General features: G+C 63.5%; 13 protein-coding genes and 1 pseudogene. 6 read left to right on the forward strand and 8 right to left on the reverse strand.

The genetic code is table 11. The annotated features are described in order from the left end of the window. Positions 1-38: 38 nt before the first annotated feature. The 5 genes from ACFFWD_RS42080 to ACFFWD_RS42100 all read right to left on the reverse strand — a co-directional run bounded on the left by ACFFWD_RS42080 (position 39) and on the right by ACFFWD_RS42100 (position 6,616). Positions 39-1,247 carry a cytochrome P450 family protein gene (locus ACFFWD_RS42080; protein ID WP_376975295.1) on the reverse strand — a complete coding sequence of 403 codons (1,209 nt, stop codon included), beginning with the start codon at positions 1,245-1,247 and terminating at the stop codon, positions 39-41. 85 nt (positions 1,248-1,332) lie between these two features. Further along, positions 1,333-2,529 (reverse strand): CaiB/BaiF CoA transferase family protein, encoded by a 1,197-nt coding sequence (locus tag ACFFWD_RS42085; RefSeq protein WP_376975297.1) that lies wholly within the window; start codon positions 2,527-2,529, stop codon positions 1,333-1,335. Between the two features lie 10 nt (positions 2,530-2,539). Further along, on the reverse strand, positions 2,540-4,741 hold the full coding sequence (locus ACFFWD_RS42090) for an acyl-CoA dehydrogenase family protein (protein WP_376975299.1): 2,202 nt from the start codon (positions 4,739-4,741) through the stop codon (positions 2,540-2,542). Positions 4,742-4,787: 46 nt separating this feature from the next. Further along, positions 4,788-5,597 (reverse strand): enoyl-CoA hydratase/isomerase family protein, encoded by an 810-nt coding sequence (locus ACFFWD_RS42095; RefSeq protein WP_376975300.1) that lies wholly within the window; start codon positions 5,595-5,597, stop codon positions 4,788-4,790. Between the two features lie 59 nt (positions 5,598-5,656). Next, the gene (locus ACFFWD_RS42100) at positions 5,657-6,616 is read right to left on the reverse strand and encodes a FadR/GntR family transcriptional regulator (RefSeq protein ID WP_376975301.1); all 960 of its coding nucleotides are present in this window, start codon (positions 6,614-6,616) and stop codon (positions 5,657-5,659) included. On the opposite strand from ACFFWD_RS42100, the gene ACFFWD_RS42105 reads away from it, so the two are divergent. Continuing rightward, a complete protein-coding gene (locus tag ACFFWD_RS42105) occupies positions 6,606-7,745 on the forward strand; it encodes an acyl-CoA dehydrogenase family protein (protein WP_376975302.1) in 1,140 nt (379 codons plus the stop codon). The genes ACFFWD_RS42100 and ACFFWD_RS42105 overlap by 11 nt on opposite strands. A gap of 33 nt (positions 7,746-7,778) precedes the next feature. Next, entirely contained in the window at positions 7,779-8,993 is a 1,215-nt protein-coding gene (locus ACFFWD_RS42110) for an ABC transporter substrate-binding protein (protein ID WP_376975303.1), read from the forward strand. Between the two features lie 77 nt (positions 8,994-9,070). Here the strand turns inward: ACFFWD_RS42110 and ACFFWD_RS42115 are convergent, their stop codons facing one another. Continuing rightward, entirely contained in the window at positions 9,071-10,027 is a 957-nt protein-coding gene (locus ACFFWD_RS42115; RefSeq protein WP_376975304.1) for a catechol 2,3-dioxygenase, read from the reverse strand. Between the two features lie 416 nt (positions 10,028-10,443). Between ACFFWD_RS42115 and ACFFWD_RS42120 the strand changes: the two genes are divergently transcribed. Genes ACFFWD_RS42120 through ACFFWD_RS42130 form a run of 3 tightly spaced genes read left to right on the forward strand, consistent with a single transcriptional unit; the run spans position 10,444 to position 14,204 of the window. Beyond that, on the forward strand, positions 10,444-11,619 hold the full coding sequence (locus ACFFWD_RS42120) for a hypothetical protein (RefSeq protein WP_376975305.1): 1,176 nt from the start codon (positions 10,444-10,446) through the stop codon (positions 11,617-11,619). Next, positions 11,616-12,755, forward strand: a complete 1,140-nt coding sequence (locus ACFFWD_RS42125; protein WP_376975306.1) for a hypothetical protein — start codon at positions 11,616-11,618, stop codon at positions 12,753-12,755. The genes ACFFWD_RS42120 and ACFFWD_RS42125 overlap by 4 nt, the downstream gene beginning before the upstream one ends. 9 nt (positions 12,756-12,764) lie before the next feature. Next, positions 12,765-14,204, forward strand: a complete 1,440-nt coding sequence (locus ACFFWD_RS42130) for an esterase/lipase family protein (protein ID WP_376975307.1) — start codon at positions 12,765-12,767, stop codon at positions 14,202-14,204. Here the strand turns inward: ACFFWD_RS42130 and ACFFWD_RS42135 are convergent. Together ACFFWD_RS42135 and ACFFWD_RS42140 are read right to left on the reverse strand one after the other, a co-directional pair. Next, positions 14,197-14,838, reverse strand: coding sequence for an ABC transporter ATP-binding protein (locus ACFFWD_RS42135; RefSeq protein WP_376975309.1), 642 nt, complete (start codon positions 14,836-14,838; stop codon positions 14,197-14,199). The two genes, ACFFWD_RS42130 and ACFFWD_RS42135, sit on opposite strands and share 8 nt — an antisense overlap. A 190-nt stretch (positions 14,839-15,028) precedes the next feature. Further along, positions 15,029-16,807: pseudogene (locus ACFFWD_RS42140) on the reverse strand (putative bifunctional diguanylate cyclase/phosphodiesterase); the annotation flags it as partial. A 514-nt stretch (positions 16,808-17,321) separates the two neighbouring features. On the opposite strand from ACFFWD_RS42140, the gene ACFFWD_RS42145 reads away from it, so the two are divergent. Continuing rightward, the gene (locus ACFFWD_RS42145) at positions 17,322-19,070 is read left to right on the forward strand and encodes an ATP-binding protein (RefSeq protein WP_376975311.1); all 1,749 of its coding nucleotides are present in this window, start codon (positions 17,322-17,324) and stop codon (positions 19,068-19,070) included. Positions 19,071-19,092: the final 22 nt, after the last annotated feature.

A 19,092-nucleotide genomic window follows, 5' to 3' on the forward strand; every position in this document is an offset into this window, starting at 1 on the left:
GCCTGGAGTCTTGCAACGATCCAACGCGCAGCCCTCCATCAACTGCCCGCGACAACAGGTAATTTGTCAATCGAGCGGATTCCCGGCCGCCCGCGCCAGCGAATCTGATCAGGCTTCACCGCAAGCTGAAGGCGGGGCCAGCGCACGAACAGCGCCTGCAACGCGCAAGCCGCCTCGATTCGCGCCAGCTGATGGCCGAGGCAGAAATGGATTCCGGTCCCGAACGAGATGTGGCGGTTCGGCCGCCGTTCGAGATCGAGCCTCTCGGCGTCTTCATGCACATCAGGATCGATATTGGCGGCCGCGAGCATCGCCATGACGCGCTCGCCCTTCTTCAGATGGACGCCGCCGATCTCGACGTCGCGCCGGACATAGCGCGGCTTGGAGAATTGCACCGGCGCGACGAAGCGCAGGAATTCCTCGACCGCGAGACCGACGCGGCCCCAGTCCGCTTCAAGCCAGTCGCGCCGCACAGGATCCCTGAGCAGCTCGAACACCGATCCGCCGATTAGGTGCGTCGTGGTTTCCGAGCCGGCGCCGAGCAACAGGAACACCATCGAGACCATCTCGTCCGGTGTGATGCGGCCGCGCTCCTTTTCGACCTGGACCAGCTCCGCGATCAGTCCCTCACCGCCCTCATCGCGCGCACGCTGCAACTGCGTCTCGAGATATCGCCGCATTTTCGACAGGCTGCCCATCATGCGCAGAAAGCTGATCGGGCCGGCCAGCCGCGACATCGACTCGGCCCAGGCGATGAACCTTGGCCGGTCGGCCATCGGCAATCCAAGCAGCTCGCAGATCACCGACACCGGCAGGATCCGCGCATAGCGCTGCATCAGATCGGCCGGGCTTCCCGCGGCGAACAGCTCATCGGCCAGCCGATCGGCGATGGCGCGGATATGCGGCGCCATGTCGAGCACGGCGCGGCGGCGGAACGCCTCGTCGACGATGCTGCGCAGCCGGGTATGGTCCGGCTCGTCCATCGTCAGCATGTTGTTGGCAACCGTGGCGATCGACCTCGGCATCCACCAGCGCAGGCCGGCAACCTCCCCATCCTCCTTGCGCAGAGTGAACGTCGCGCTGTCCTTCAACAGCGCCGACGTCGTCTCGTAGGTGGTGGTGACCCAGACCCTTCCGACGATCGGAAAGCGCGTTGCAACGAGCGGGCCACGGGCCCTCAGCGCAGCAATACCGGCAGCGGGATCGCGCAAAAACGCCTGGCTGGCGAAATCAACCCGGACCGCCATCCTTCATCTCCCGCTGCAGACAGTGCCCTGCACGAAGATGGTGCGCGGCGAGGCCGCCGCAAGGTCCGAACGGGTTCCGGTCAGATCACGGCGACGTCCGCCCGAACGCGCCGACCTGAGTGAGGCCGGCGATTGTCTCAGCCGACAGACCGAGCACCCGCGACAGAACCTCGTCGCGGTGCGCCCCGATCCCAGGGATGTCCCGCTGCATGGAGATCTGCGCACCCGACATTTTCCAGGGCGCATTGACCCCCATGAATTCCCCGGCCTCGTCCGCGATGGTCGCGAACGCGCCGCGCTGCAGGAGATGCGGATCGGTCAGCGCCGCGCCCGGATCACGATATTCGGCGCAAGGTACACCGGCGCGATCGAGCGCCGCCATGCAGTCACGCACGGTGTGCTGCTCGGTCCACGTCTCAATGACCTGCATCATCGCGCCCCAGTTCGCGCCCCGCCCCGGAACGGTCTTGAACCGGGCATCTTCGGCGAGTTCGCGCTGCCCCGTCACCTCGCAGAGCGCCGCGAAGTTTCGCGGCGTGATCGGCGCGATGAGGATATCGCCATCCAGCGCACGCACCGGGCCGTAGGCCGCGCGCGGCGCGCGGATCGGGAACTGGGCCTCCTGCAATTCGTAAACAAGCAGGTTCAGCATGCAATCCATCAATGCAACGTCGATCCGCTGGCCCACCCCCGTCCGCGCCCGCTGGACCAGCGCGGTCTGGATCGCGGAGTACCCGAAGATGCCGCCGAGCACGTCGGCGACGAAGATCGCGCCGGCCGCCGGCCGATCCCTGTCGCCGGCATATCGCATCAACGAGCGATCGAAGCCGCTCTCGGCATGAACAATCATGGCATAGGCCGCGCGCTCCGCGGCGGGGCCGGACTGTCCGTAGCCCGAGATCGAGCAATAGATCAGGCGCGGATTGATAGTCCGTAGCGTCTCGTAGCCGAGGCCCAGCCGATCCATCACGCCCGGCCGGAAGTTCTCGACAACAATGTCCGTCTCGGCCACCAGTTCACGCACCAACTGGATCGCCTCGGGGCTCTTCAGGTCGAGCGCCAGGCTGCGCTTTCCGGCATTGAGCTGGCCGAAATAGGCACTGTGGCCGTCGCGGAGCGGCGTCCGCAACCGCATGTCGTCGCCTTCGGGCGGCTCGATCTTGATCACCTCCGCGCCGACATCGGCGAGCAACCTTGCGCAATAAGGCCCCGCCAGCATGATTGAAAAGTCGAGCACACGCACGCCCTCGAGCGGCGGGGTCGTGGTTTGCTGCTCCTGCATGCGGTCGCTCCTATCTGGGCAGCCCGAGCGCGCGTTGCGCGATGAGGCTGCGCTGGATTTCGTTGGTGCCAATGCTGATGACCCACATCAGCGAATGGCGCAGGTTCTGTTCGAACCGGCCATTGTCGATCGCACCCGGCATCTGCTCGGACAAAGTCGCGCGCATGCCGAGAATGTCGAGCACCGCCTCGCCAAATCGCTCCATCAGCTCCCCGGAAAAAACCTTGCTGATCGCGCCATATTCCGGCGGCGTCAGGCCGCCGGTGGCAAGGTCGGCGCAATGCATCATCAACTGGCGCCCGACTTCGATGTCGGCCGCAAGCGTTGCCATCCTGTCGCGGACAACAGGATCGTCGCCGAGCGCCGATCCTGTATCGTCCTTCGCCATGACGTGCCGGCGCAGTTGCTCGAAGGCGTGTGCGACCTTCAGGACGATGCCGCCGCCGACCAGGCCGCGCTCAAAGGCGAGCGCGCCGGTCAGCACCTTCCATCCACCATTGACCTCGCCGACGATGTTCTCCAGGGGAATACGGACGTTATCGTAGAAGATGTTGGCGAAGGAGCCGTCGTACATTGTGGTCGCCGGCCGGATCGTAATGCCCGCCGCGTTCATCGGCACGATGAACATGCTGATGCCGGCGTGCGGCGGCTTCGCATCCCTGTCGGTTCGCGCGGCGAGGAACATGTATTTGCCCCACCACGTCGTGGTCCAGATCTTCTGGCCGTTGATCACCCAGTGATCGCCGTCACGCACCGCGCTGGTGCGCAAGGCCGCGAGGTCGGAGCCAGCCTGGGGCTCGCTGTAACCCATGCCGTGCATGGCCTCGCCCCGGAGGATCTCTGGTAAATATAGTCGCTGCTGCTCGGGCGTCCCGAACATCATCAGAGCATTGGCCTGGATCGCCGCGCCGATGCGGGGCGCCTCGCCCCGTTCCATCGTTTCCATGAAGGCGATCTGCTCCAGCGGCGAGCGCGCCTGACCGTCGAATTGCTTCGGCCAACCCAGACCGATCCAGCCGGTCTTGCCAACATCCCGCGCGAACTCGGCGTCGAACTCCCGCTTGGAGAACGGCTTGCGGTCGAACTCGGCCTTCCTCTCTCCCGACCAGTTCTGCTCGAGCCAGCCCCGGACCTCCTCGCGCAGCGCGTTACCGGCCGGGCGGAGATCGTATTCAGGCAAGCCCGGACTGTCGGGGTCGAGTAGGTACGACGCGAGCTGCCGCCTCGCATGTGGCGAGCCGCCCAGCGCGATCGTATCCAGGTGCACGCGCTTGAAGTGCAGCGGCGCCTCATGCTCATCGGCGTATCCGATGGCCCCGAACGCGTGGTGTGTCTCGAGCGAGGTGCGCCGCAGGGCATCACCTGCAAAGACGACGGCGCAATTCGCAAAATAGCGCCAATTGGCGTCCGCGCAATCGTGTAGCTTCGCCGCATGATCGATAGTCAGGCGCGCGCCCTCGAGGGCGATGATGCCGTTCGCGAGCTTGTGCTGGATCGCCTGGAACTTCCCGATCGGCTGTCCGAACTGACGACGCTCCTTCGCGTAGTCCGTAGCCAGTTCGAAGGCTCGCCGGGCCGCGCCATGCGCCCGTGCGATCAACATCAGCTTCCCCTTGAGCAGGAGATCGTCGAGGACACCACCTTCCAGTGCAATGAGGGTTGCGGGCGCCGAGCTCAGCCGGACCTCATAAAAGCCCCACGCGCCCATGGCGCGGACAGGCGTCATCTCAACGCCTGGAGCATCCAACGCGACAAGAACGAGTGTGGATGGATCGGTTGCGACGAGCACATGCGTACAGCTTCCCGCGGCCTCGACGAACCGAAGCAATCCGGTCGCACGGTGATCCGCGACCCCGATCGCGTCGTTGCCGCGATCGGAATCGACCGCCCCGAACGAAAACGCAACCCGCGCGGAGCCGGCACCCAGAGCCTTCACAAGATTGACCGCAGCTTCGCCCGGCACAGCCGACAGCGCGAAATTGGCGAGCGCTGCTGACCACATCGGCGCCGGGCACGCCGCACGACCGAGTTCGCCGAGCACGACCGAGGCCTCGCGAAGCCCGCCTTCAGCGGGGTTGCTGCCGAGCGCGGCGACGCCCTGCCCGGCTAACTTGGTCCATATCGCTGCAACGTCCTGCGGGGACGGCCCACGCCGCACGCAATCCACGTTCCACTGCTCGCCGAGAAACCCGCGCAGGGAATCCCGGAGCATCTCCCTGACGTCGTCGGTTGGGAGCTCTGCCGCGTCCATGACCGAACTAGCCTTGGCCGAACCTGGGCTTGCGCTTTTCCTTGAACGACATCGTCGCCTCCTTGTGGTCGGCGGTCTCGAACGTCACCTGCTCGAGCGCCATGGAGGCTTCGAGCAGCATGTTCACCCGGTCCTTGACGATTTGGTTGATCGACAGCTTGGTCCAGCGAATGGCCCAGGTCGGTCCGTTGGCGAGTTCGACCGCAATTTCGCGCGCCTTTGCCAGTACCTCCGAGCGAGGCACGACATGATTGACCAGGCCGATCCGCTCGGCTTCCCCGCCCTTCAAGAGCGTTCCTCGAATGAGGAACTCTTTCGCCTTGTTGATGCCGACGAGCAGCGGCCAGATCACCGTGCCGCCGTCGCCGGCAACCAGGCCCACGCGCGACACATGGGTGTCGCCGATCCGCGCATCTTCGGCCATCACCGTGATGTCACACAACAGCGCATGGGTCGCCGCAAGGCCGATGGCGTCGCCATTGATGGCGGCGATGATTGGCTTGTCGAGCTCGAGCTGACGGGTGACGCCGCGCCGGCTGATCATGGGATCATGCACTTCGCCCTCTTCGAGGACGTCGCCGCCCGGCCGCTCGGACATCGCCTTGACGTCGCCGCCAACGCTGAAGAACTCCCCTGCGCCGGTCAACACCACGACGTTGACGGCGTGGTCGTCGGCCAGATCGTCCCAGATCGTCCGCAATTCGCGGATCAGCTTCTGATTGATCGCATTGCGCGCCTGCGGGCGGTTGAGGGTCACGGTCGCGATCTTCTCCGCAACGTCGATCGTCAGGCATTCATACTTGGAATAGCGGGACAATTTTTCCTCCGTTCATTTTCTTCTTCACGCACGATGTTCCCTGCCGGACGGCAGATCCCTCACCGCCTCATGCCGGGCTGCATCTCGGCGAGGGCGACCTGAAGCGACATGGCGCCCGGATCCTGCTCCAGCATCCGCTGCACGGCGCCTAGATGACTGCGCATCAACCGGGTCGCCAGCGCGACGTTTCGTTCGCGCAGCGCCACCAGGAATTGCCGTCGTCGTTCAACCAACCGCGCCATCGCAACGCCGCTCGACGCCACCTTGGCATAGACAAACCGCATGTGAATCTCGGTGACCGAATCCATGATCATGGCGATCACCTTGTTGCCACTCGCCTCGGCGAGCAGCTTGTAGAATTCCCGGGCACATTCGACCCGATCGAGCAGCCGGCCTTCGCGGGTGGCGAGGTCCGTGCGCTCGACGTTGGCCTCCAGCGCGTCGAAATCGGACTGCCGCGCATTGGTGCACGCCAGCCGGACTCCGAGATCCAGAACATGGACCCGCGCTTCCGACAGTTCGCGCACCGAGATCGTACCGAGGCTCAGCATGTCGCGCATCACAACGTTCATGCGGCTGGTGTCGCCCGCCTGAACGAAGGCGCCGCCCTTGACGCCCTTTTGCAGCCGAAGCACCCCGGCCATTTCCAGACTGCGCAGGGCCTCCCGCAGCACGTTGCGGCTCACGCCGAGCTGCTGCGCGAGATCCCGTTCGGCCGGCAGCTTGTCGCCGGGCTTGAGAACGCCGAGCGCGAGCTGCTCACGAATGCGCGCGCAGATCTCCTCGAAGGCACGGCGGGTGTGAATGGGCCGAAACGTCAGCGGAGCCGGTGAACCGGCGGCGCGGTGATCAGTGGCGCGGTCGCGTCGCTTGGACGAGAGGGACCGGGGACTGGCCGAAGGATGGGGGCTTGACTTGGTCGACATGGGGTGAATTATTAAATGGATCACCCATTCAATGGAAGCCCCTTTTTTGGGCTTCCTCACAAAAAAGCAACGGGGAGTGTCGATGAGTTTCACGGAGGAACAGGTCGCGTTCCGCGACAATGTGCGAAAGATGGCAGCCAGGCACGTGGCGCCGATTGCCGCCGAGATCGACGAGACCGATCGCTTCCCGCTCGAGATCGTAAAACTATTCGGCGAGATGGGGCTGATGCAGCTCTGGGTCCCCGAGCAATATGGCGGGCCGAACGGCAATCTCACCCTGGCCTGCATCGCGCGCGAGGAGATCTCAAAGATCTCGCCGGCCTGCGCCTCGATCGCCGCGCTCAACACCATGTTCATCATGCCGCTCCTTCACTTCGGCTCGGAGGAGCAGCGGAAGAAGTACCTGCCGATCATCGCGAAAGGCGGCGTCGTGACCGCGATCGCGATCTCCGAGCCGCAAGCCGGCTCCGATGTCACCGCGATCAACACCCGCGCCACAAGGGATGGCGATTGCTACGTCCTCAACGGCCGCAAGCAATGGTGCAGCTACGGCGTGGTCGCGGATTTCGTCGTGGTGATGGCCCGGACCAGCGATAGCCCGGGCGCGGACGGCATCAGCGCTTTCATCGTCGAGCCGAAGAAGATGCCAGGGATCACCTTCGGGCGGCACGAGCGCAAGATGGGCTTTCGCGGCGCGCCGAACACGCCGATCTTCTTCGATAACGTTCGGGTACCGGTCGAAAACCTCGTCGGAGAGGAAGGCAAGGGCTTTCGAGCGTCGATGCGCGCTCTCGACCTCAACCGTCCCACGATCGGCGCGCAGTCCGTTGGATTGGCCCAGGGCGCGCTCGATGCCTGCATCGGCTATGCGAAGGAACGCAAGCAGTTCAAGAAATCGATCTCCGAATTTCAGGGCGTGCAGTTCATGCTCGCCGACATGGCGATGCAGATCGAGGCCGCACGCGCCCTCGTCTATGAATGTGCCCGCGCCGGCGATGCCGGCGATTGGAAACGTCTGAACGTCCTCGCCAGCATGGCCAAGTGCGTCGGCAGCGATATGGCCATGAAGGTGACGACCGATGCCGTGCAGATATTCGGCGGCTACGGCTACACAATGGACTACCCGGTCGAACGCATGATGCGCGACGCCAAATTGACCCAGATCTTCGAGGGCACCAACCAGATCCAGCGCATGGTCATTGCCCGCGAGCTACTGCGATAAAAACTGAAAAACAATTCAACGGGAGGAAGCACCTTGGTCAAGCCCCTCAGCCTCGCTCTGAGCATCATTGCCGTATCCACCACGCTTGCCGCGGCGCCGGTCCACGCACAGAAGGCCTATGGTCCCGGCGCCAGCGACACGGAGATCAAGCTCGGACAGTCAACGCCGCTCAGCGGCCCGGCTTCGGCGTTCGGGGCCGGAGCCGGACGCGCCGTCGTCGGCTATTTCGAGATGATCAACGAACGGGGCGGGATCAATGGGCGAAAGATCAGCTTTACGCAGCTCGACAATGCCTACAGTGCGCCAAAGGCGATCGAACAGTCGCGCAAGCTGGTCGAGGATGTCGGCGTGCTGGCCGAGGTCGGCACCATCGGCACGGTCCCAAACGTCGCGGTCCAGAAATATCTGAACGCCAAACAGGTGCCGCAACTGCTCATCACGGCCGGCGGGCGCCGCTTCAACGACCCAAAAGCCTTCCCCTGGACCGTTCCGTTCTACCCGGACTTTGAGACTGAAGGCCGCATCGTCGCGCACTATGTCCTGAACGCCAAGCCGGACGCCAAGATCGGCATCCTGTTCCAGAATGACGATTTCGGCCGGGACTATATGAAGGGATTGCGTGCCGGCCTTGGGCCAAAGGCATCGCAGATCATTGCCGAAGCGTCCTATGAGCTGGCCGATCCGACCATCGACTCCCAAATTGTTCAACTCAAGGCCGCGGGCGTCGACACGTTGATCGAGCAGTCCTCCGCAAAGGCTGCCGCGCAATCCATCCGCAAGGTGCGTGAGCTCAATTGGAGTCCCCTGCATGTCATCGGCGGTTCGACGGCGTCGGTCGAAACCGTTCTGAAGCCGGCGGGCCTTGAAGCATCCAAGGGCGTCGTGACCACGCTGTTCCTCAAGCAGCCCGGCGATCCCGCCTGGGCCGATGACGAGGAAATGAAGGTCTATCACGCCTTCCTGAAGAAGTACGCGCCTTCAGCCAATCCCGACGATTACTCGGTCCTGGTCGCCTACATGAACGTGAATGCGCTGACGACGGTGCTGAAGAAGTGCGGCGACCAGCTGACCAGGGAGAATCTCATTCGCCAAGCGACATCGCTTCATGGCGAGCGGATGCCGCTGATGCTTCCGGGCGTGTCGATCAGCACGGCGCCCGGCGACTACACGCCCTTCAAGGTCCTGCGCATCGCCAAATTCGACGGCACCAGCTGGACGTTGGCGGGCGATCCAGTCACCGCCGATTAGGGATCGCTGATCATCCTGTCGCGCCCGCCTGCATTGCGCGCGGCGACGCGGCCGGATGCGAGACCGCGCAACCCTATTCAACCCGCGACCGGCGGCGTGCCGTGGGTATGAAACGACTCGATCGTCTTCAATCCCCACGCCTGGCCCTTCTTACGTTCCTCCTCGGTCCACACGATCGGCTTCCAGTCCGGCGCGAGGATCAGGCGGGCGCCGGCATTGGCAACCTCGACGCGGTTGCCGCCCGGCTCGTAGACGTAGAGGAAGAAGGTCTGCTGGATCGCATGCTTGTGTGGCCCGGTCTCGATGTACACGCCGTTCTCCAGAAAGATATCGGCGGCGCGCAGGATCTCTTCGCGGCTATCGATCGCGTAGGTGACGTGGTGGAAGCGGCCGCTTCTGCCGTAATGGTCGCTTGTATAGGCGAAGTCGTAGCTCTTGTTCGACATCGTCATCCACATCGCGGCTTCCGTGCCGTCGTTGAGCACGATTTGCTCGGTGGTCCGGCACCCCAGATAGTTCTCGAAGAACAGGCGATTGGCCTTGATGTCGACGGCGAGGCAGTTGAGGTGGTCGAGCCGGCGCACGTTGACGCCGCGCGCGGGAAAGCGCTGCGCCTGGTTCTTCAGCGCCGGCTTCAGCTCGGGTGGTGCCTGATACCACTCGGTCTCGTAGTAAAGCTCGATGACATGGCCGTCGGGATCGCGGCAGCGGAACGCGGGCCCCTGCCCCATGTCGCCGTCGATCCAACCGATGTCGAAGCCGCTTCCCTTCAGCGCGGCAACGCGGCGCTCGAGGGCTTGAGGGCTGCGGGCGCGCAGCGCCATATGCTCCATGCCCGATGTGTTCGACGCCGTGAGCTTGAGCGAATAGCGCTCATAGTCGTCCCAGCCACGCAGGTAGACGGATTCGCCCTTGCGGCCGCTGATCGTCATGCCCATCACGTCGACGAAGAATTTCAGGCTCTCGTCCGGCTTCGGCGTCAGCAACTCCATGTGGCCGAGATGGGCGAGATCGAAGATCGGTTCCGGCTGCATCGGGCTGTCTCCATGCACAGGTGGTGCGAGATCGGCACCGCGCGACATCGCCGGCCGGACGCCGCAACGCTCCCCGCACGAGCCTTCGACGGCGCGTGAAAGCCCGCACGGCAACGGATCTATTTGTACTAGTGTACAAGAGATTAGGTCTCGTCAACAACAAACCGACGCGCGTCGGCCGAGAGCGGCGAGAGCCGGCAGCGTCATCCGAACCCGGGCAATCAGCTTTTGCCTATCTGTTGCAGCGCGAACCTCTCACCCGCGTGGTCCAGCCCTTGTGCGGTGCGTTCCATCGGACCTGCCGCCCTTATCGCGCCCAGGTTTGACACGATCGAGCAACTACTTTAGCGTGTCTCAAATATTGATCGAAGCCGGCGCAGATTTCAGGCTGGCCACCCTTCGCCACGAGACAGCACATGGCGCAGCAACCACGTCGAGGCCACGCGCGACGTCGCGCGACGTCAGCAACAGCAAACGCTCCACTGGCAATCCTTCGTGCGCAAAGAAAAAAAGATCGCATTGAATTCGCGACAAAGGATAACGCTGCAGCCGTCATCGAGCGCCTCGCACGCGATTGGAGCTATACCCTGCGCGTCCGGACACGCTGGGCCGGTGATTCGGATCTTCGCGACTATTTCGCCGGCCGTGCGGTCGACGACCTGGCAACACTGGGTATCGCGCGTGAGCACCTGACGCAGCTGGCGGCGGTCGAGCACATCGAGGTCCAGCTGGGCAATGAACCGATGGAACAGGACGACGCCAGCACGGCGATCGCCGCCGCAGCCGAGTTGCCCTGGGAGTACCTGCTCAGCGCGGCCACACGAAGCGTTGGACGGCTTCAACCGCTGTTGGTCACGCGGTGCATCCCGAATGGTTCGACGGCCAAGAACGGCGGCGCAAAGAAGATCATGTTCTTCGAGAGCGCCCCGGGTCGCATTGCGCAGCTTTACGAATTCGATGACGAGGAGGCGCGTATAGCAGCTGCCGTCAATGTCCGGGGGAGTACGAAGCTGGAGTTCGTGCGGAGCGAGCCGCTCTCCGAGTTGAAGCAAAAGCTCGGCGGCAGCTGCGACGCCATCCACGTCACCGGCATCGATACGCACCAGGCGGCATGGCTGATTCCGGGATATTATGACACGTTCAAGGACAAGCTGACCGTCATCGACGAATCCGACCGCCTGCATGACGGAATGATCCTTCGGGGTGATCATCAAGGCGAGTTGCCGGTCCGTTACGATGAACTCGCCGGTATCCTGCTCGGCCCCGCGAAACATCCGCAGATCGTCACTCTCAACCTGTATTACTCCGGGGCGCGCACGGCGCGAGAGCTCGTCAGGCGGGGCGCTTACGCGGCCCTAGGATTCCTGGACGAGATAGACGACGAATTTGCCGAGCGATTCTTCCAGGCCTTCTATTGGGCGTGGTGCCGCGACCGCAGGTCGATCCCCAAGGCATTTCTCGAAGCATGGACCAAGATGGACGGTGATCGCATGCATGGCACCGGCATCGTGATCTGGCTCGGCCGCAGCATGGTTGGCGAGCCCGCCGGCGGCGTGTCGACCACAAGGAGACGAGCTGGAGTCCGCCGATGATCCGCTCACGAGCCATGAGCCCCCCGTCCAGCGATCTCATCCATGTCGCGCTCGAAGTCGAGAGCGAGATCAACTACTCGCTCCTGCACAACAACAGGCAGCTGCTCAACAAGCTCACCTTGACCAGACTGGCGAACCAGCCGGTCAAGAACATTGCCGTGCAGGTGGATCTTTGTGTCGGCGTCGAGAGCCATCCGTATCGATACACCCATCTCGTGCTGGAGGAAGTGCAGCTCGCATTGGCGACGCAGGTGACGATTCCGCTGACGGCGAACCTTCAGCGCTCGCTCCGCGAACGTGTTCAGTCGACCGTATACGTCAAGGTCACCTGCGAAGATCAAACCGTGTTTGAGGACACCAAACGGGTGACCCTCATACCCGTCGACGAATGGCTCGACGACACCGTAAACAATCCATGGCTGCCGTCCTTCGTCTTGCCGAGGGACCCTGCGGTCCTCGAGATCATCCGTTCATCCAGGCGATATCTCGTTGGCATCAACGACGACCCCGCGGCAGGTTTCGACGGCTACCAGGAGAATGCATCGGGGGTGGACAAGCAGATTCAGGCGATCTGGACCGCGCTCGTCAACGAATATCGCATTCAATACATCAACCCTCCTCCTGCCTACTCCAGTCAGACCCAACGACTTCGCACGCCGAGCGACATCCTCGCGTCGAATTCCGGCACCTGCATCGACCTCGCCTTGCTGCTCGCATCATGCCTGGAATATATTGGCGTCTATCCCGTGCTGGTCTTGCTCGCCGGACACGCCTTTGTCGGGTACTGGCGATCGGAGGCCGCGCACGACAATTTTGTCGTCGTCAACAGCATCCCTCGGACAGTTCCGAGCGTTGGCAGCCGCGCCGCACGGCAAGCGGCACTGCCCTATGTCGACCAATACGGCTGGCGCCTGACCAAGCTCAATCACGCCGAGATCATGACCTATGTCACCGCGGGGCACCTGGTGATGATCGAGGCCACCTATCTCACCGCGGCGAAAAGCTTCAAGGACGCCGTACAGGAGGGCCGCGCCAACCTGCGCAGCCGGGACGAATTCGACAGCCTGCTGGATATCCAGGTCGCACGGACGGCCAGCCCGCAGGTGACGCCACTTCCGATCGTTCGTGAACAATGAGTTTGGTCCATGGCCCAGGACACCAGCGACGACGTCGAGCGGTTTCAGGCCCACATAGACGCCGCAGACGAGAAAAGGGACCTGTTCAAGGACCTGTACAAGGAGTTCGACGACAGGAAGGATTCGGCAGCCGGATTGCGCCGGGCTCGCCGGCGCGCCTCCAACACAACGGATGCCACGATCAAGACCGTCTCGCTCGTCCAGAAAGACGGCGTGCTCTATTGGTGCGACGACATACCGGCAGATGAGCCGAAAGACCTCGGAATGGGGCTCAGCCAGCGGCGTCGGCGCAGGCGTGCCGGACTAACCGTGCCCGACAAAGACGATCCAAAGATGGAGCCGTCGTTGGTCCTGACCAAGACCTTCCCGGCGATTGAACCGAATCAGATCGTCAAGGCGGTGGGCCGGATCGACACGGCCCTCAACCCCGCGATCAATGACACGCTTCGCTCCCGCTTGCGACCGTTGAGACTACGTTCCGACGGCACGTTCGCATTGGACGTGGCTGAGGCGATGGGGCGCTTCACCGGTCGAACGTTGTTGATGGTCCATGGCACGTTCTCGAATGCGGTCAACATGCTCACGGAATTCGAGGCGACGCCTGACGGTCACGCGTTCCTGGTCGAAGCGATGAGCGGAAACAAAAAGTACGATCGCGTCCTTTTCTTCGATCATGCGACGCTCGCGGTCAGTCCGGTCCTCAATGCATTGGAACTCGGGCGAGCCTTCGCCCGCGCATCGGGGCAGATCGACGTGATCGCCCACAGCCGAGGGGGTCTTGTCGTGCGATGGTGGCTGGAGGCGTTCGGAAAAACGCTCGACGTCGACGCACACACGCCGGTGCGGGCCGTGCTTGTGGGATCGCCGTTGAACGGCACGTCGCTGGCGGCGCCTGACAGGTTACAGGGTGCCCTCAGTCTGCTCTCGAATATCGGGACATTTGCCGAAGTGACATTGAAGCTGACGGGCGCGGCCAACCCGTTCCTCTGGGTTACCGGAAAGCTCGTCGAAGTCGTGGTGTCAGCGACCGGCTTGCTGGCAAGGACGCCGCTCGTCGACGGCCTCGTCGCGCTCGTTCCCGGCCTTTCCGGCCAGTCCAAAGTCTCCAACAACCACGAGATCGACCGCCTTCGGCTCGGTCCTTGCGTCGTCGGTCCGGCGTACTACGCAGTGAAGTCAAACTTTGAGGCAAAGGATCCCGGTTGGAAGTTCTGGGAGTATTTCCGCGCAAAGAACCTCGCGGATACGACGACCAACGCCATTTTTCCGAAGGACGATAGCAACAACGATCTCGTCGTCAACACGAGCTCGATGGACGATTTTGGAGTGCCGCTCCTCGGCCTGGCCGCCCCGGCCCGCGATTTCGGCACATCCGACAAGATTTGGCATTGCAACTATTTCCGGCAACCGGACACGATTGCAGACATCAGGAAAAAGTGGCTCATCTGAGTTTCGGGATCGTCAGCCCCCCGGCGTGGCGTTTGAAAAGCGCGCGCAGTTCGCGGCGCAACGGCTGAATTGGCCCGAGCGCGGCGCCCAGGTCTCCCGATGGCGCGACGATATAGGCCTGCATCTCGTCCGGGATGACGTGTCTTGCGTAACCCGCCTGGGCTATCTGCCTGGCCAGTACCGAGGTGTCATAACGGCGAATGGCCGCTTGAACGGCCTCGCGGTACGCCGCATTGGTGAAGTATAGTGCGTGCGCGATCTCATGCGTCAGGCTGCGGCTTCCCTTCCCGTCGTCGAACACGCCAATGACGTAGAAGGGTTCGCGTAGCCGCGAAAACAGCCGGAGCAATCGCTTCTCCTTCTCGCTCAGCGGATCGAACTTGCCGTCAAAGAACGGCTGAAGGGCCGTTGAGGGAACGTTGAACCCGCTCCAGTCCTGATAGTAGGTGAAGTTGCCGGAATGGGCCGCGTACCAGTCCATGTACTCTTCGAGGGAAAAAACCCGACCGTGGAATCGAGGGGATTCGTAATGCTCCTGAATCCGCAGGAAGGTCGCCGCCAACTCATACTGGGTCCTGAACCGGAGCAGGTAAATGCCGTCGGCAACCCTGCTCTTCACGATTTTTCCTGACATCAGCGCTCCGACGCCGACCTGCCATTTCACGTTTGCCGGCGCGCGACCATAGCAGAGATCGGCTCACCGGTGCAGGACGATGTCTGCGGGACCGAGGCTCAGCCGCGCGACATCACGACGGGCGGCTGGGCGTGATGCGGCCTGAACGAGGTCGATATCACAGACGAAGGACGGCTGCCGGCGCCGCCGATCAGGCGACCGAAGCGGCCTTCTCGCGGTGCGACGACAGGAGCTGCCGGATCTCGGCCGCGGAGATCGGCCGGCTGAACAGGTATCCCTGCATCTCCGTGCAGCCGAGGATGCGCAGCAGGTTGCGCTGCTGCTCGGTTTCGACGCCTTCGGCTGTGGTGGTCATGTCGCTGGCGGCCGCGATGTTCACCACGGCCTGGACGATGGTGGAGGACGCACCCGCACCGGCAAGGTCCTTGATGAAGGCGCGGTCGATCTTGATCTTGTCGAACGGGAACCGCTGCAGATAACTCAGCGAGGAATAGCCGGTGCCGAAATCGTCCAGCGCAATGCGCACGCCGAGTTCACGCAGCTGGTGCAGGATATCGAGCGCGATGTCGTCGTCGCGGATCAGGACCGCCTCGGTGATCTCGAGCTCGAGGCGCGACGCCGGGAGGCCCGAAGCCGCAAGCGCAGCGGCAACGTTCAGCGCCAGCGTCTGACTCTTGAACTGGATCGGCGAAACATTGACCGCGACATGAACGTGATCCGGCCAATTGGCCGCCTCGGCGCAGGCGGCGTTGAGCACCCAATGGCCGAGATCGTTGATCAGGCCGGTTTCCTCCGCGATCGGGATGAAGTCGGCGGGCGAGATCATACCGTGCTGCGGATGACGCCAGCGCAGCAGCGCCTCGCAGCAACTGACGGTGCCCTCCTCGAGGTGGAGCAGCGGCTGATAATGCAGCTCGAAGCCGCCGTCGATGATCGCCTGACGCAGCTCGAGCTCGAGGCTGCGCCGGGCCTTGGCGCGGGCATCCATGCCGGCCTCGAAGAACCTGTAGGTGCGGCGGCCGTCGCCCTTGGCCCCGTAGAGGGCAAGGTCGGCGTTGCGCAAGAGTTCATCGAGGTCGAGCCCGTCGCCGGGCGCCAGCGCAATGCCGACGCTCGCATCTGATCTGATCAGATGTCCGAAGCAGTCCATCGGCTCGCGGATCGCCTGATAGATCGCGGCCAGGAGCTGCATGGTTTCGGTGTTGCTGCGGATCGCGGTCTGGATCACCGCGAACTCGTCGCCGCCGAGCCGCGCGGCGACGTCGGTATCCTTGAGGCAGGAGCGCAGGCGGTCGGCAATCGCCTTCAGCAGCTCGTCGCCGATCTGATGACCGAGCGCGTCGTTGACAGCCTTGAACTCGTCGATGTCGATGTACATAACGGCCAGTTGCTCGCCCGGCCGGATCACCTTCAGCGCCTGCTCCAGCCGCTCGCGGAACAGCACGCGGTTGGGCAAATCGGTCAGCGCATCGTAATGCGCCATATGCGCGATCTTCTCGTCGGCGCGGGTCCGCTTGGTGACATCCTCGATCGTCGCGACCCAACCGCCCGATTTGAGCGGCTTGTTCACGATCTCGATCGCACGCCCGCCCGGCGCCTCGGTGAGCTGGCGCGTTGCCCGGCCGAGCTTCACATTGCCGATAATGGCATTGCAGAACACGTCGACGTCGCCATCGAACGAGCCGGTCTCCTGCCGGTGCGCGATCAGCCGCTGCATGGTGCAGCCGGGCTTGGCAACATCGGGTGAAAGGCCGAACATCTCGATATACGGCTCGTTGCAGATGATGATACGTGCCGACGCATCGTAGAGCACAAGGCCCTGCGGAATGTTGTTCACTGCGGTCATCAGGTGACGACGCTCGGCGGCGAGCCGTTCGTTCGACGCCTGGTGCCGTTTCAACAACAGGAAGACGATGACGGCCAGGATCGCGACCGCCGCCATCAGCAGGCCTTCGCGCACGCTCCAGTCCGCCGTCATGCTGCCAAGCAGGCTGCCGACCAAAAGGCCTGCACAGAAGGCAAGCCCCTTCGTTCTACGCGCCTCGGCGGCCTGCGCGGCATTGTCCAGCGACGGATGGTGGTCCTCGGTGCTCACGCGATCTCTCCCGGCGCGGCATCGTTACGCAGCACAAATGGAAAGGGCGTTACAACTTGCAGTTAGCAATCGGTTACGCGATACGACGACGCAACAACCGAAAATGCGTGCTGACTACCGGCCGTGCCCGGTCCGGCGGCGCGCTCCCTTGATATGGTGAATGCCGCGTTAACGCGTGCGCCGTAAGACAAACTGCGTCGGTCCCGGAAAGCGACGGTTTCGCCGCGGAAATGCCCGATAACGCGCCGGATGGCCGCTCTACAAAACGAATCCTCACCGAGATGGCGAGGATTTAGCTGATCCGGAACCGGGGAGATTTAACGGATTTTCCAGCCCCGCCCGGGAATACTAAGATCGGAAAATTCTCAAAACATGCCAGGCTAACACCGTGACATCCTTCGGACGTGTGATCTCTGTACGCGGCTCGCAGGCCCGGGTCGGGCTGCTGGCAGGCGGCCAGATGCCGCTCTCGGAAGTACGCGCCACCGTCGGCCGTTTCGTCAGCATCCGCTGCGTGACCTCGGTCATCGTTGCCATGATCACCGAGGTGTCGTGCGAGAACCTCGCCGCGTCGGACACCTATATGGCGACCGCCTCCGTCGACCTGCTCGGCGAGATCCTCGGCGGCGAGCGGCCCAAATTCCAGCGCGGCGTCACGCATTATCCGACCATCGGCGACAGCGTCGAGCTGATCACCAATCAGGAGCTGCGCACGGTCTACGCGCCCACGGGATCGGACCAGATCAACGTCGGAACGCTGCAGCAGGATAAGTCGGTCACCGCCTATGTCGACGTCGAGGAAATGCTCTCCAAACACTTCGCGGTGCTGGGCTCGACCGGCGTCGGTAAATCAACCGGCGTGTCGCTGCTGCTCAACGAGATCCTGAAGTCGCGGCCGAACCTGCGCATCTTCCTGCTCGATGTCCACAATGAATACGGCCGCTGCTTCGGCGAGCGCGCCCAGGTGCTCAACCCGCGGAACCTGAAGCTGCCGTTCTGGCTGTTCAACTTCGAGGAAATCGTCGACGTGCTGTTCGCCGGCCGTCCCGGCGTGCCCGAAGAGCTCGACATCCTCGCCGAAGTGATCCCGATCGCGAAGGGCATCTACACCCAGTACCAGAACTCCGACCGGGTCGGGCTCGGGTTGAAGCGCGTCGATCCGAAGCAGGTCGGCTACACCGTCGATACGCCGGTGCCCTATCGCCTCGTCGACCTGATCGCGCAGATCGACGAGCGCATGGGCAAGCTCGAGAATCGTTCCTCGCGCATCATCTATCACAAGCTGATCTCGCGCATCGACACGGTGCGCAACGACCCGCGCTACGCCTTCATGTTCGACAACGCCAATGTCGGCGGCGACACCATGGCGGAAGTGATCAGCCATCTGTTCCGCCTGCCCGCCAACGGCCGGCCGATGACCATCATGCAGCTCGCCGGCTTCCCGGCCGAAGTCGTCGACTCCGTGGTATCGGTGCTGTGCCGCATGGCGTTCGATTTCGGCCTGTGGAGCGACGGCGTCTCGCCGATGCTGTTCGTCTGCGAGGAAGCGCACCGCTACGCCTCGGCCGACCGCAACATCGGCTTCGGGCCGACCCGCAAGGCGGTGTCGCGCATCGCCAAGGAAGGCCGCAAATACGGCGTCTATCTCGGGCTGATCACCCAGCGCCCGGCCGAGCTCGACGCCACCATCATCTCCCAGTGCAACACGCTGTTCACGATGCGCCTTGCCAACGACCGCGACCAGGCGCTGCTGCGCTCCGCGGTCTCCGACGCCGCCGCCAACCTGTTGTCCTTCGTGCCCTCGCTCGGCACCCGCGAGGTGCTGGCGTTCGGCGAAGGCGTGGCGCTGCCGACCCGGCTGCGCTTCAAGGAGGTGCCGCCGCATCAATTGCCGCGCGGTGAAGCCACCATCGCCACCGTGCCGTCGGTCACCGCAGGCCACGACATGCACTTCGTCAGCGCGGTGCTGGAACGCTGGCGCGGCGCCACCTCGCATCGCGACGCCCCCAGCGGCGACCCCGGCATCAGCGACCGGTCTCCGCCCCGGACGATGGCGACGCCGGAAGCCCCGATGCTGCAGCCTTCGATGGGGCTCGATCCGGACCGCTTCTCGCTCTTGAAGAAGCCGCTGCGCTAGGCATTGCGGCAAGGCGCCGATG

It is taken from the genome of Bradyrhizobium erythrophlei (assembly GCF_042430365.1).
GTDB lineage: Bacteria > Pseudomonadota > Alphaproteobacteria > Rhizobiales > Xanthobacteraceae > Bradyrhizobium > Bradyrhizobium erythrophlei.